Source organism: Sinorhizobium garamanticum (genome assembly GCF_029892065.1).
GTDB classification, from domain to species: domain Bacteria; phylum Pseudomonadota; class Alphaproteobacteria; order Rhizobiales; family Rhizobiaceae; genus Sinorhizobium; species Sinorhizobium garamanticum.
The window spans coordinates 188,253-201,208 of record NZ_CP120373.1; the positions used below are offsets into that span (position 1 = coordinate 188,253).

A 12,956-nucleotide genomic window follows, 5' to 3' on the forward strand; every position below is an offset into this window, starting at 1 on the left:
TGGTCCAGCCGTCGCTTCATCTCTTCCAAGCCGTCCAGGTCGCCCTAGCTTTTCGGCAGATGACGCGAGGAGCCGCCCCATGCTTGGTAACGACAGGAACGAAGTGCCCAAAGCTGCTGCAGAGGGCCGCATGATGACGATCGAAGCGTTTGCGCGGAAATACCGCCTGGATGAGGAAGAGGCCCATCGGCTGGAAGACGAATTCGGGTCCACTGCAACCGAACTGGTTCTGCTCAAGGCCGCGCGACGCAATGGACTTCCTGAGGAGTGAGGAGCCCATTGCGGATTGGTCAAGCGCGCCGCTCGATCGGGGCCAGTTGCATCGTTAGCGGCGGCGGGTCGCCGTTACGCCAAAGTTGATAGCCGACGACGCTGCCGATGATGGCCGACCAGATGACGATTTCGCGCAGTGTGAAAATTGGTTCCTTCAACATCACGACCTCACGGCAATGCGTTTGTTGAAGGGATAGTGGCGCTGATCGTTCACCCTGAATAGATAACATTTGGTTTACGGTCTATTTCAAAGTGAACAACAAGGCGCGGGTCGCGTCGGCCCAGGCCGCCGGAACGAAGCGGCCGAACCTACCGCGCCGATCAGGTTCCTACGGACCATGAACGCCGCGCCGCCAATCGCGCGGACCTCGCGGCCGCACCGGCAAAATGTTCTGTAAGTGATTGATTTAGCTGGTCGGAGTGGCGTGATTCGAACACGCGACCCCCACGTCCCGAACGTGGTGCGCTACCAGACTGCGCTACACTCCGTGACCAGCGGCGCCTCTATAGAACAGCATTCTCGATTTCACAAGCGCCCATCGCAAAAAAGAATGCCGTTTGGCGCAAAATTTCGAGCAGTGGAAAAAACGACGGCCGTCTCGCGCCGAGCGGCAATAGGGCGTTTCTGCAACGCTTCATATTTTCCTGACACCCGGCGGCCAGGGCGGATTTTCTTTCGCGCGCTTTGGCGCTAGAGGCTCAGCGGAAAGCTTGGAAATCCGGGGGATACGGGCTTCCGCGCCGCACATTTCAGAACGAGACCCAAAGGGACAAAAACATGAACTTCCGCATGATGACGGTCGCCGGCTTTGTGCTGGCCCTTGCCGGCTGCACGACGACTTCAGGGGTGGCAAAAAACGCCGTCGAGACACAGTGGCTCGGCAAGCCCGCGGGCATCTTCTTCGCTCAATTCGGCCCCCCGATCGCCGACGTCGAAACCGGCGACGATACCGTCTATAGCTGGAAAGGCGGCTATAAGACCCGCAAGATCCCGGCCGAGTATGAAAAGACGGCGGACGGCAAACGCGGCAAGCGCATCTCCGCCGCCCGCACCGAATACTTGAGCTGCTCCGTACAACTCACAGTCTCCTCCGACTACGTCATCCGCGCCGTCCGCCTCGTCGGCGATCGCAAGCGCGCCAACGGGCCGAGCTGGTGCGAAGAGTTTCTGGGCGGCGCCAAGGCGGAGTGAGGTTCACCTCCGCAACGACTCGACGACCCGCCGGCGAAAGCCGGCGGTTTTTTGCGACCCGCGGGCGTTGGCACTTCCCCAGAAGCTTCTTCGGACACGGTCTCGAACGGCACGATCCGCTGTAAGATCGAGTTGCTCGTCGCCGCTGCGATCACCCCGCCCCATGACCCCGATCGTGACACCGGTCAGTGCCGCGTAATTCAGTCTTTCCATCGGAGCAGCATGGGCATAGGCTCCAAGTCCCGCGTTTCCCCGAGACTCCCGGAGCTCCCCATGCGTGACCTGCACCTGCCCGGCCGTTCCGTCGTCATGGGCCGGCATGGCGCCGCTGCCACCTCGCATTTTCTTTCCACGCTCACCGCCATCGAGACTCTGCGCCGCGGCGGCAACGCCGCCGATGCGGCGATCGCCGCCTGCGCGGTGCAATGCGTAGTGGAGCCGGGCTCGACCGGCATCGGCGGCGACAATTTCGTGCTTTTCGCCCCCGCCAGTACCAATCCGGCAGGCACCGCAAGGGGCGGCAAGGTCTATGGCCTGAACGGCTCGGGCCGCGCGCCCAGAAGCCTTACTGCCGAGCATCTTTTGAGGCAGGGATTGAACGAGATCGCGCTGACCTCGGTGCATGCCGTCACCATCCCCGGCGCGGTCGACTCCTGGAGCAAACTGAACCAGCGCTTCGGCACCATGCCGCTCTGCGAGCTGTTGCAGCCCGCCATCCGCCATGCCGAGGAAGGCTTTGTGGTGACCGAGCGTGTCGCCACCGATTGGCGCCGCAACGAAGGCAAGCTGAAGGCGGATGCCAACAGTGCGCGCATATGGTTGAAGGGGGGCGGCCGCGCCCCGAAGGCCGGCGCGGTCTTCCGCCAGCCCGAGCACGCGAAAGTCTTCCGCGAGATCGCCGGCAAGGGCCGCGATGGCTTTTATACCGGCTGGGTTGCCGAGGACATCGTTGCCTACTTGCGCAGCCTGGGCGGCATGCATGCGCTGGAGGATTTCGCCACGCAAGAGGCCTTCTGGGTCGAGCCGATTTCGACGACCTACCGCGGCATCGAGCTCCTCGAGATCCCGCCGAGCGGCGCCGGCATCACGACATTGCTGATGCTCAACATCCTGAGTGGCTTCGACCTCAGCAAATACGATCCGGTCGGCGTCGAACGTTTCCACATCGAAGCCGAGGCCACGAGGCTGGCTTTCGAAGCGCGCGACAAATATGTCGCCGATCCCGCATTTGCCGACGTGGCGGTGCAGAAGTTGCTCTCCGCCGGCTTTGCCGACGAGCTTCGCGGGCGCATCGACCTGAAGAAGGCCATGCCGGCGCTGGGCTCCACCTCCGGCACCACCACGTATCGCGATACGGTCTATATCAGCGTGGTCGACGAGGAGGGCAATGCCTGCTCCTTCATCAACTCGCTGTTCTGGTCCTACGGCACCGGCCTCAGCAGCCCGAAGACCGGCGTGCTCTTGCAGAACCGCGGCACCGGTTTCAGCGTCGATCCCGCGCATCCCAATTGCGTGGCGCCCTGGAAGCGCCCGCTGCACACGATCATCCCGGCAATGGCCATGAAGGACGGCCAGCCCTGGCTCTGCTTCGGCGTAATGGGCGGCGGCTTCCAACCGGTCGGCCAAAGCCATGTGCTGACCAACATCCTCGATTTCGGGATGAATGTGCAGGAGGCCATCGACTGCGCCCGCGGCTTCCACCAGATGGGCCGCTTCGAGGCGGAGCGCGGCATCCGCGAGGATGTGCTGAACGGCCTCGCGGCACTGGGCCACGAGATCAAGATGGCCGAGATGCCCCATGGCGGCGGCCAGGCAATCATGATCGATGCGGCAAACGGCGTGCTGCAGGCCGGCTCGGACCCGCGCAAGGACGGCTGCGCGCTGGCTTACTGAAGCGTTCCTATCCAAGATGCTTCAACGAGGATGACCTCAGGTCAGCGGGGTTTGAGGTTCCGCCGCCCGCTTACCGCCGGCGGCAGTCACATACTCGCATCGAACGGCCTAAATCACCGAGATAACCCTGCCGGCCGCGTCGAGACGACACGTGATCCGCGCCCGACGGACCTGGACTGCACCTTGCCGTGCGTAGTCTACGCGCACCACGAGAGGGGCGGCGAGCGTGCCGCGGCCATCCCGCTGCAGAGGACCGGCGCTTGCCGCGCCCACCCGCACGGCGCCAAGGGGCGACGCAGCCGACGCGATCGCCTCAAGGCAGACATCAACCACCGCGCGTGGTATGGCTGGGATCGCCCCAGTTCGAACTGGGTCCAGTAAGCGGTAGCCCGGTTCGCCTCGCTCGTTTCCGGCCCGCCTCACTCTTAATGGCAACAGGATGCGTGGCAGGGCGGCGCCCGGTCGTGCGGCGCTTGCGGGAGGGCCTCCGGTGATCGCAGTTGGAGTGCCGGTGACCGGGCTGGCAGTGCTACTGACAGTCCCACTAATGTTGCCACTTACGCTCCCGCTGACACTTACGCTCCCGCTGACACTTGCGCCGCCACTGACACTCCCGCCGGCACTTCCCAGCGACCCGGTTCCCGCGGTCGGGCCACCTGAAACCGTTCCCGGAACGGTCCCCGCTCCCACACCGCTCGACGACACGGCACCCGAACCAGGTGCTGTGACCGACCCACCTGAAGGCGCCGCAGGAGTGCCTTTGCTTCCACCGTGCGATGAACCGCCTTTCAAACCGGCACCCGCCGATTTGCCGCTGCCCTTACCGCCACCTTTGCCACTGACGCCAACCGTTGATCGCCCATTCTTGGCTACCGAGACTCCAGCCGTTGCTCCGCCTGCCTGGCCGACGCTCGTGCTAACCGAAGCGCCATTCGTGCCGACCCCCACGCTGACACCGACTCCGGTACCACCAACCCGAACGCCGGCGCCAAGAGCCGAGGCAGGGCCGATCACAACTGTGATCAACAACGTGACCGCTAGATTCGCGTGCATTGCCGTGTTCCTCATCTCCGGGCAAATCAGTCCTCGCATTGCCCCCACCTCCGTTACCAAAGCCCGCTCACTGGCAAGCGCTCGGGCAGCAGCGCGTCGGGGAGCGCAATCGTCGCCGGTCGGACCACTCGCGTTGGCTCGCGGACCTGCACCCTGCGAATTTTCCGCGATCCCGAATCACGGGCCGATGGGGTACCCTTCGGTTGAGCGGCCTTTGCACGTTCAGTTGTACGATTACCGGCCCGCGCCTTCGGTTTCTCAATTTTCTCCACGCGGCGCTCAGTTCGAGCTTTGAGGCTATCCCGCTCCTCACGCGCCGCCAGATCGCGGCCATCGGCGCGCTCGCGCTGCTTCAACGCCGTGCGCTGCGCCGCCAGGACCCGGGTCAATTCTTCCTTCGCCGCGTCGCGTTCGCGGCGAGCAGCGTCGAGGTCGCGCGCGAGCGATCTTGCCTTCTCGAACTCCAATGCCAGCGCTTCGCCTGCCCGTCTTGCCGTCGCCTCGGCACGCTTTCGAGCCTCCACCGCGGCAGCCTGCTCAGCGGCGGTAAGATTGGCACGAGCCTCGAGGGCGGCTACCGATTGGCGCGCTGCCGCGAGATCCCGTTCGTAGGCTCCAAGCTTATGCCGCTCCTCATCAAGGGCTCGTTTCGCATCGGCCTCTTCCCGGCGAGCAGCATTGAGGTCACGCGCGAGCGATCGTCCCTTCTCGGACTCCAATGCGAGCGCTTCGCCTGCCCGGCTTGCCGTCGCCTCGGCAAGCTTTCGAGCCTCTACCGCGGCAGCCTGCTCAGCCGCGGTGAGATTAGCGCGAGCCTCGAGGGCGGCTACCGATTGGCGCGCTGCCGCGAGATCGCGTTCGTAGGCTCTAAGCTTATGCCGCTCCTCATCGAGGGCTCGTTTCACATCGGCCAGCGCCACCTCCCCAACGTGCCGCGCTCTCAGCGCGGCGGCCTCTGATCGGCTCGCTCCAGCAGCTTTCGCCTTCAAATCCTCCATCTCGCGCCGCACCGTCGTCAGATCGCGGCCATTGGCCCGCTCGCGCTGCTCCAACGCAGTGCGCTGCGCCGCTAAGACCTGGGTCAATTCCTCCTTTGCCGCGTCGCGTTCCCGGCGAGCCGCGTCGAGGTCGCGGGCGAGTGATCTTCCCTTCTCGACCTCCGACGCTAGCGCGTCACCAGGCCGCGCTGCCGCTGCCTCGGCAAGCTTTCGAGCCTCTACCGCGGCAGCCTGCTCAGCCGCGGCTAGATTGGCGCGAGCCTCGAGGGCTGCTACCGATTGGCGGGCGGCCGCGAGATCGCGTTCGTAGGCCCTAAGCCTATGCCGCTCCTCATCGAGGGCTCGTTTCGCATCGGCCCGTTCCCGGCGAGTAGCGTCGAGGTCGCGCGCAAGCGATCTTCCCTTCTCCGATTCCAGTGAGAGCGCTTCGCCTGCCCGCGTTGCCGCCGCCTCGGCAAGCTTTCGAGCCTCTACCGCGGCAGCCTGATCAGCCGCGGCGAGATTGGCGCGAGCCTCGAGAGCTGCTGCCGATTGGCGGGCGGCCACGAGATCGCGTTCGTAGGCTCCGAGCCTATCCCTCTCCTCATCAAGGGCACGTTTCGCATCGGCCAGGGCCACCTCCCCGGCTTGCTGCGCTCTCAGCGCGGCGGCCTTGGATCGGATCGCTCCACCAGCTTTGGCCCTCAAATCCTCCATCTCGCGCCGCACCGTCGTCAGATCGCGAGCAAGCTCTTCAGCTCTCTGGCGCTGCTCTCCCAGGGCTCGTTCTTGTTCAACCGCCGTATCAGCAACTCTGCGCGCCTGCGCAGCAGCGTCGTCGCGCGCGCGCCGCATCGCATCGAGCTCCCCCCTGGCAGCGGCCAGATCCCGGCGGAGAATTTCCTCACGCGCACCACCAGCCGTTTGTGCATCGTTCTTGATTGCGTCGACGTCCTTGCGCGCCGCGAGGAGCTTTTGTTCCAGCGCAGCACTCTTGGCGCGTTCGCGCGCGGCTTTCTCATTGGCCTCGTTGACCACTGCGTCCGCAGTTTCCCTCGCTTCTACTGTGGTATCCGCTGCCTGATCGAGTTGAGCGCTCATGGCTTTCAGGTCAGCCCACGCGGCACTAAGCTCCTGCGTCAAGGTGGCGCCCAGCTGACGTTCCGTCTGCGTTTCCCGGCGGGCCACTTCGAGCTCCCTGCGAGTGGCCGCCAGATCATGAAGCAAAGCTTGGACCTTCGACCGTTCTCGCTTCAGAGCAGACAATAGCTCCGCCGCCGACGGCGCCGCCACCGGCGATAGCGCCACGGGCGGACGCCTTTCGGCATGGGTGGACGATGGCTGCCTTACTGGCGCCGGTGTTGGTCGTTGGGCAATTATGACTGCACGTTCCCGGCTGCCGCCTCTGGCATCGGATGCCGGCTCACTGATTGCCGGAGACACGAGCAGCAGAACAAGACAGAAGGGAGTGAAGAAGCAGGCCGCACTGACCGACCTCTGCCGCATGCGAAACCACGAAACTGCCGCGGTTCGACAGCCCCTGGAGACGAATGCAGGGTTGCCGAAGATCGGCTCGGATAGCTTGATATCCATGACTGATCCTCCGGCCAGGCGCGATTGACACAAAAGTCATGCGCGCACAGCGCTGGTGATCTTCAGGGGTATCGTTCAGTCTAGCACAGCTGGTTCGTGGCGATGCCCTTCCAATAGGGCTAGGTATCCGCCAATTGGCTTAATCCATCCGCATTACCTGAACGCCTTGAGCCGCCGTCGCAGTCGAGAGTCTGCAAGGGCCTGAACGCACTGGTTGAGGAGGGATGGCCGACGGAGGGACCGGTGATCTGCGAACCACGCGAATGAGCAGGACAGGGCGGCGAACCGGCCTTGGAACTGGCTGGGGCGCCTGGATTCCCAGCTAAGGATTCAGCCCTTTTCAAGCCTTTGAGAAGGCCTCAATATCCTGATCACCTAAAGTGCTTGTACCACACTCCCGTACGACAGTCCGGCAAGACATTTCTGGGTGACAGCGACAATTGCACCATGCCCGGCTCAGGCTGCGTGCCTTGCGGGCCCGCGCATTTACCCGGGGGCTGCCCCTCTGGACTCCTATCGCGGGCAGCTGTCCTATGCGGTGCTCGGGCACTGCACACGTTCCAAGTTCCAGTGGATACACTATGCGATCTTCGAAGCACAAAACGAGAACTTCGTCTATTTACGATCGCAACTATAGGTGACCGTCAGCGCGGTCTACCTTGCAAATCAGACTTGCTTCAGCGATGCTCTCTTTCTCACTCGGAGGGCCGTCATGGGGTACGTCGAGATCACTGGGCACGTTGATATTTTCCAGTATTGGCCTCATGGCGCGTCCGATGTCGATACACTAAAATTCATCCCCGATCTGACCACCGCGACCTATTTTTCAGACGGAGTGACGTTGAAGGTTGGTACCTTCTTCGAGCGCGGCGGCACCTTCCAGCCGGATGACAACAAGCCAGGCGACGAGCGGTTCCGGTCGATCCTGCGCCGGAGCGGGGGCGCTTCCTTTTCGGTGCGCCTGCAGGGCATCGATGCACCGGAGACCCACTACTCGCCGAACTACCGCGAAGGTATGTTCGACGGGGATTATGGCAAGTGGATTGCCAAGCACGTGGCGCGGCAAATGTCCTACCGGCAGCCCTACGGCAAGCTGTCGACCGATTTTTTCGCCAATAGCATTCGCTCCAAACTTGGCGTGGGCCCGTTCGACAGGGACAGTCCGGAAGTTCTAGTACCGGCGAAGTTGAAGATCTTCGCGGACAGCATCAATGGTGCGGCCGATGTCTATGGGCGCGTCGTGGGCTATGTGACGCTCTCGCAGAATGGGCAGGACGTCGTGCTGAACGATGTCGCGTTGCAAGAAGGTTTCGCCTTCTGCTCGTTCTACGGCAGCATGACGGTCGCGGAAATGCAGCGGCTCACGGAACTCTATGCATCACACGGGACGAGTGGGGCAAGGCGATCGCAGTTGCGCAGCAATCTCTCAAGCCATCTGCGCGATTTCGAGCCTGGGCTCTGCACGTCCCGGTCAATGCGGGACACCGACCAAGACGACAACGGCTCCAATTCAATCCGTGGTACGGATTCCTTCCGCTCCAAATGCTTCGATCCCAAGCTCTACCGGCGCTGCGTCGACTGGGTCGGTCGAAGGGAGGCATTGGGCGAGCCGACGACGCTTCTCGACTATATGCGCGGTAATGACGAGGAAGTCGTCATGCTAGCTGATTTCACCGCCGCCAATGGCGACTGGTCGCTTGCCCGGAAACTGTCGATGGGCTCCCTCATCGGGCCGGACGGCACGTTCCGCTACAAGCCGGGTGAAGTGGTGTTCGAAGCCCGGCCGGTGACGATCGTCGACGACCAGAAACGGCCGCTGCCAGCGAGCTTCCTCACACCCTACCCGTAAGTTCGGTCTGTTCGCATTCGCGCAGGAGGCCCGCCCAAGAGGTCTACGTTGCCAGCTAGCGCAGGTGTCGCAGCATCGAGCATTCCCGATCCATATCGAGCCCATCTAACGAGGAGTGTGGACCTGGCGTCTTGGTCGGCCTGTGCCGGCTTCTGCATATGCCCGGGCTCTGCCGACCATGAGAGTCGCACGCTTGTTCGCAGTTCTTATGAGGTCGCCATCTTGTCAGGGACGTTTCGTCCCACCTGTGATGTCCGCGTAGGGGCCGCCGATCGCCCGGTGCTGCCGGCGCCCCACGGCGACAGAGAACGGCTTTGGATCTCCGCACAACTCGTTGTTCGCTAGCGTGGCCACAAAGATCGATCGTCGAAGAACCACGCTGCGCGTTCCTGCCCGTTTTGCAGCAGGCGCTCGATCACCGGGCTGGAGCGGTCCAGCTTTGAGGGATAGTCCAGGTCACCCGCGAGTTCGACGACTCGGATCATGATAGGTTTGTAGCGTGCGCCAAGTGACGAATGCTCGGCGAGAAGCTCATTGATTTTCGTAATGAAATACAATTCCTGAGCGAGTGCCAGGTTGCCAGACAGCTCATTCCGGCGGTCGATAATCTCTGGCATCGCCCGTGGCTCGCTGTTCCGCTGCTGCGGGTTGATCTGTACCACCCAGATCTCGTCTGGCCGCTCCGGCAACTCGGTGAATTCGCGCACTGGCGGATTGCGGCTGAAGAGCCCATCCCAGAAGAGCGTGCCGTGAGCCTGCACGGCACGGAAGAGCGGGGGAACCGCGGCCGAGGCGATCAGCTCGTCATAGGTCAAGCTCTCGCCCTCGAACGCCACACCGAGGCCGTGAATGATGTCCGTGGCCCCGATCAGGAGCTTCGGCCGCGCGCGACGATGGGGCTCGCTCGGCAACGACGCAAGGTCGAGGTGACGGCTGAGAAGGTCGCGCAACCGCGGCTCGGCCACAGGACTATAGAGGTAAGGGCTGATCTCGGCGCTGACCGGGAGGCGTGCCGACGACACTGCCCAGAAATTAGCCACCGCATCAAGGATGTCATGCACCTTGAGGTCGCGCCAAAAGTCGATCAGGCGGCTCCTCGCCTCGTCCGCCCCACCGCGGATCAAGCCGGACCACACCAACGCGGCGCACATGGCACCGCCCGATGTCCCACTCAAGGCAATGAGCTGGTAACGATCACGAAACCCGGGCGCCAATAGGCCACTCAGCACACCCGCAGCAAAGGCAGCATGGCTGCCCCCTCCTTGGCAGGCTATCGCGATTTTAGGAGCCAGCGACATGCGAAACACAACCCTCGTTAATTTCGTCAACTTACGTGCCCGCGATAGTAGCGGCGGTGCTCGTCGAAGACTAGATCAGAGCCTATTCAATTCGCTCTCGCCGATCCGGTCCGCCCACGCCGCCGAACTCAAGCGATGGCGAAGATCACGTCGTTGGCGGTGTTGGCTGAGGTGGCAAGCAAGTCGGCTACCCCGCATCGAATTTGTCGCGTGCCGGGCGCTCTCTTCATCCTGTCGACCGACGGCGCGTTCGCCGGCACCATCGAGATGGAAACGGAAATTCGCGGTCCTGCCGACTTTGCGCTAGACAATGCAAACGGGACGATGTGGATACCGGCCACGCTCGACAATCAGGTGGTTGTGATCCGATTGAGCGATTGATCCAGTCGAATGGTTGTTTGGCGCACAGGAGTGATCGGGTATAAGCAAAGAGTGATCATCCGCGCCGAATGAACGAACAGCTCAGCGTTGTTCAATTTCATGTAGGAAGTTCTCCAGCACGTTCCTGCTTTGGGCCAGTTTTTCCGCCTTCTGGTCGGCAAGGCGAATTTGTTCATGCAGAACGTTGCGAAGTTCATCACACGGTTCAAAGACGAGGCCTTCTCCTCTCACGCACGGCAAAAACCGCCGAATTGTCGCAAGAGTCATGCCCGCTGAGCCGAGCAGCCTAATCCGCTCCACGGCGCGCAGCTCGGCCGGATCGTAATCCCGGTAACCGCTTGTGGTGCGCTGCGGCTTCAGCAACCCTTCGGCCTCATAATAGCGCAGCATGCGAATGCTCACGCCTGTGCGCTTTGACAGTTCGCCTATTTTCATTTCATGCCCTTGACTCTGACAGCGCTGTCAGAGGTTAAGGCGGTTGCTCTTTGGTTTGAACCCACTCAGGAGCAAAAATCATGTCTGCTGAAGCAAGCATTTACCAAGCCCAGATAAATGGCCGTCCGGCCACCTCTGCCGAACTGATACCCTTGGCCTTTGCAGGATTTGCGCACTTCACGGCGATGCAGGTGCGAAACCGCAGGGTCAAAGGACTGGATCTCCATCTGGCACGCCTACGCAAAGCATCACTTGAGTTTTTTGGAAGAGCCCTGCCCGATGAACAACTGCAATCCTATATCAAAACGGCAATCGATGGGGGCCCGGAAGACCAGTCGTTGACGGCAACTATCTTTTCTCGCAACGGCGAGTTCACCGCCGACAGTATGGACGTGGAGCCGGCGGTTCTCGTCCGCACAGGAGCGCCGTCCGATGGCCCAAAGGGTCCGCTAAGGCTGAGTGCAGTGGATCACGAGAGGCCGCTGACCGCCATTAAGCATGTTGGCGAGGCCGGCAAAACCTACTACCTGCATCATGCCATACGCCAAGGGTTTGACGACGCCGCTTTCGTTGACAGGCGCGGGCGATTGAGCGAGGCAACAATTTGGAACCTCGTCTTTTGGGATGGTGAAGCTGTTATCTGGCCGAAGGCGGCGATTTTGAACGGCACCATGATGGCCATTGTTCAGCGACAACTGGATCGCCTTGGTATTCCTCAGCGCAATGAAGAAATCGCCCTCGATCGCCTTGGAGGCTTGTCCGGCGCGGCGGTGATGAACTCATGGACGCCCGGCGTCGCAGTAACTGGCATTGCTTCCAACGCGATCCCAGAGGCAAAGCCGTTCATAAGCCTGCTTCATAAAGCCTATGAGGCTGAACCGGCCAATTTCCTTTAGGGTCCTTAATTCCCGCATGGATGCGTTCAGGTAAGGTTGGCATGAGGAACCAATCTTCCCACCTACCGAATGGTAGCTTCGGGTCGATACTGTTGGAAAAGTCCCCTACATCAAAGGCTAGATCGGACGATCACTTCCGCCGGACATCGAGGCCCAGGGCCTCGGCGATAATGATCGTCTGGTCGATCGTGATGATCGCCTCCTTGAGGCGAACGTTTTCCGGCTCGATCGCGCTGAGGTCGCTGCCCCGAAGATCGCAGGCGGAAAAGTCCACGCCGTGCAGCCAGGCGCCGGAGAGATCGACATCCCGCAGGGAGCCTCCCTTGCAGGAGGCGCCCGTGAGATCCGCCTCCCGCAGGCGGGTGTCCTTGAAGGAGGCGCGGCCGAGCGCCGCGCCCGGCAGGCCGGCGAAGGACCAGTCCCCGCCCGAAACCTGCATCTGGTCGAACTCGCAGGCATCAAACATGCTGCCGACGAACTTGCACTCCGTGAAGCGGCTGTCGAAGAACTTGCAGGAGACAAAGGTGCAGTTCACGAAGGCGCTCGCCTGATGCGACGAAGCATTGAAGCGGGCGCGCCGGAAGGTGCATTCGTGGAAGACCACGCCGATGGTCTGCGCCTCGGTCAGGTCGAGATCGACGAAGAGCGTGTTCTCATGACGCTCGCGTTCGATCTGCCGGCCATACCAGTCCGCGCCGGCAATGGTGGTGTCGGTTTTCGGCGGCGCTTCGCCATATCGTCGTTCAGCCATCATCGTCCATCCTCAGCGCCGCCTGAACGGCCTCAGCTTGCCGCTTGCGAAAACGCAAATGGCCGAAGCAATATCTATCGAGAAAATGCCCTCGAGGCGATATCGTGGCGACACTGCCTCAACGATCTGCTCGGGTAGTGGGCGCGATCGCCGTGAGATAGGCGTTTGGCGTTATTGCGCGGAAGTCCCGGTAGCGGGGGCAGATTGCCGGATTGACGAAACGATCCTCGATCTGGATCGGCAGCCCGCTCTCGAAGTGAACCATGATCGAATGGAAGATACGCGCGCCTGAGGCGAGCCGTGCGTCAAATCGGCTCAAAGGGTACCCGCGTGAGGGATCGTAATGCTCACAGTCGGTCGGGATC

Annotated in this window: 11 protein-coding genes, 1 tRNA gene and 1 pseudogene; 6 read left to right on the top strand and 7 right to left on the bottom strand. The window is 62.1% G+C overall.

Annotated elements, in window-relative coordinates:
• Positions 1–79 precede the first annotated feature (79 nt).
• Positions 80–271, top strand: coding sequence for a hypothetical protein (locus tag PZN02_RS00945; protein ID WP_280659781.1), 192 nt, complete (start codon positions 80–82; stop codon positions 269–271).
• A gap of 19 nt (positions 272–290) precedes the next feature.
• Here PZN02_RS00945 and PZN02_RS00950 read toward each other — a convergent pair whose 3' ends face one another.
• A complete protein-coding gene (locus tag PZN02_RS00950; RefSeq protein WP_280659782.1) occupies positions 291–434 on the bottom strand; it encodes a hypothetical protein in 144 nt (47 codons plus the stop codon).
• A gap of 251 nt (positions 435–685) precedes the next feature.
• A tRNA-Pro gene (locus PZN02_RS00955) sits at positions 686–762 on the bottom strand.
• A gap of 289 nt (positions 763–1,051) precedes the next feature.
• On the opposite strand from PZN02_RS00955, the gene PZN02_RS00960 reads away from it, so the two are divergent.
• Both PZN02_RS00960 and ggt read left to right on the top strand, forming a co-directional pair.
• Positions 1,052–1,465 carry a hypothetical protein gene (locus tag PZN02_RS00960; protein ID WP_280659783.1) on the top strand — a complete coding sequence of 138 codons (414 nt, stop codon included), beginning with the start codon at positions 1,052–1,054 and terminating at the stop codon, positions 1,463–1,465.
• 273 nt (positions 1,466–1,738) lie between these two features.
• Positions 1,739–3,358, top strand: coding sequence for a gamma-glutamyltransferase (ggt, locus tag PZN02_RS00965; protein ID WP_280659784.1), 1,620 nt, complete (start codon positions 1,739–1,741; stop codon positions 3,356–3,358).
• A 1,106-nt stretch (positions 3,359–4,464) separates the two neighbouring features.
• Here ggt and PZN02_RS00970 read toward each other — a convergent pair.
• Positions 4,465–6,576 (bottom strand): coiled-coil domain-containing protein, encoded by a 2,112-nt coding sequence (locus PZN02_RS00970; protein ID WP_280659785.1) that lies wholly within the window; start codon positions 6,574–6,576, stop codon positions 4,465–4,467.
• Between the two features lie 1,117 nt (positions 6,577–7,693).
• On the opposite strand from PZN02_RS00970, the gene PZN02_RS00975 reads away from it, so the two are divergent.
• Positions 7,694–8,830 (top strand): thermonuclease family protein, encoded by a 1,137-nt coding sequence (locus tag PZN02_RS00975; protein ID WP_280659786.1) that lies wholly within the window; start codon positions 7,694–7,696, stop codon positions 8,828–8,830.
• A 341-nt stretch (positions 8,831–9,171) separates the two neighbouring features.
• Here PZN02_RS00975 and PZN02_RS00980 read toward each other — a convergent pair whose 3' ends face one another.
• Positions 9,172–10,128: a patatin-like phospholipase family protein gene (locus PZN02_RS00980; protein ID WP_280659787.1), complete on the bottom strand. Its 957-nt coding sequence runs from the start codon at positions 10,126–10,128 to the stop codon at positions 9,172–9,174.
• A 135-nt stretch (positions 10,129–10,263) separates the two neighbouring features.
• Here PZN02_RS00980 and PZN02_RS00985 point away from each other — a divergent pair, with 135 nt between their 5' ends.
• A complete protein-coding gene (locus tag PZN02_RS00985; RefSeq protein WP_280659788.1) occupies positions 10,264–10,509 on the top strand; it encodes a hypothetical protein in 246 nt (81 codons plus the stop codon).
• A gap of 81 nt (positions 10,510–10,590) precedes the next feature.
• Here PZN02_RS00985 and PZN02_RS00990 read toward each other — a convergent pair whose 3' ends face one another.
• The gene (locus PZN02_RS00990; RefSeq protein ID WP_280659789.1) at positions 10,591–10,944 is read right to left on the bottom strand and encodes a MerR family transcriptional regulator; all 354 of its coding nucleotides are present in this window, start codon (positions 10,942–10,944) and stop codon (positions 10,591–10,593) included.
• An 80-nt stretch (positions 10,945–11,024) separates the two neighbouring features.
• Here PZN02_RS00990 and PZN02_RS00995 point away from each other — a divergent pair, with 80 nt between their 5' ends.
• Positions 11,025–11,840, top strand: coding sequence for an aminotransferase class IV family protein (locus PZN02_RS00995; protein ID WP_280659790.1), 816 nt, complete (start codon positions 11,025–11,027; stop codon positions 11,838–11,840).
• Positions 11,841–11,970: 130 nt separating this feature from the next.
• Here the strand turns inward: PZN02_RS00995 and PZN02_RS01000 are convergent, their stop codons facing one another.
• Both PZN02_RS01000 and PZN02_RS01005 read right to left on the bottom strand, forming a co-directional pair.
• Positions 11,971–12,594: a pentapeptide repeat-containing protein gene (locus PZN02_RS01000; RefSeq protein ID WP_280659791.1), complete on the bottom strand. Its 624-nt coding sequence runs from the start codon at positions 12,592–12,594 to the stop codon at positions 11,971–11,973.
• A gap of 118 nt (positions 12,595–12,712) precedes the next feature.
• Positions 12,713–12,889: pseudogene (locus tag PZN02_RS01005) on the bottom strand (UTRA domain-containing protein); the annotation flags it as partial.
• Positions 12,890–12,956 lie beyond the last annotated feature (67 nt).

Coding starts and splice junctions, on each gene's coding strand:
- PZN02_RS00945 (WP_280659781.1), top strand. CDS start 80: ATGCTTGGTAACGACAGGAACGAAGTGCCCAAAGCTGCTGCAGAGGGC.
- PZN02_RS00950 (WP_280659782.1), bottom strand. CDS start 434: ATGTTGAAGGAACCAATTTTCACACTGCGCGAAATCGTCATCTGGTCG.
- PZN02_RS00960 (WP_280659783.1), top strand. CDS start 1,052: ATGAACTTCCGCATGATGACGGTCGCCGGCTTTGTGCTGGCCCTTGCC.
- ggt (WP_280659784.1), top strand. CDS start 1,739: ATGCGTGACCTGCACCTGCCCGGCCGTTCCGTCGTCATGGGCCGGCAT.
- PZN02_RS00975 (WP_280659786.1), top strand. CDS start 7,694: ATGGGGTACGTCGAGATCACTGGGCACGTTGATATTTTCCAGTATTGG.
- PZN02_RS00980 (WP_280659787.1), bottom strand. CDS start 10,128: ATGTCGCTGGCTCCTAAAATCGCGATAGCCTGCCAAGGAGGGGGCAGC.
- PZN02_RS00985 (WP_280659788.1), top strand. CDS start 10,264: ATGGCGAAGATCACGTCGTTGGCGGTGTTGGCTGAGGTGGCAAGCAAG.
- PZN02_RS00990 (WP_280659789.1), bottom strand. CDS start 10,944: ATGAAAATAGGCGAACTGTCAAAGCGCACAGGCGTGAGCATTCGCATG.
- PZN02_RS00995 (WP_280659790.1), top strand. CDS start 11,025: ATGTCTGCTGAAGCAAGCATTTACCAAGCCCAGATAAATGGCCGTCCG.
- PZN02_RS01000 (WP_280659791.1), bottom strand. CDS start 12,594: ATGATGGCTGAACGACGATATGGCGAAGCGCCGCCGAAAACCGACACC.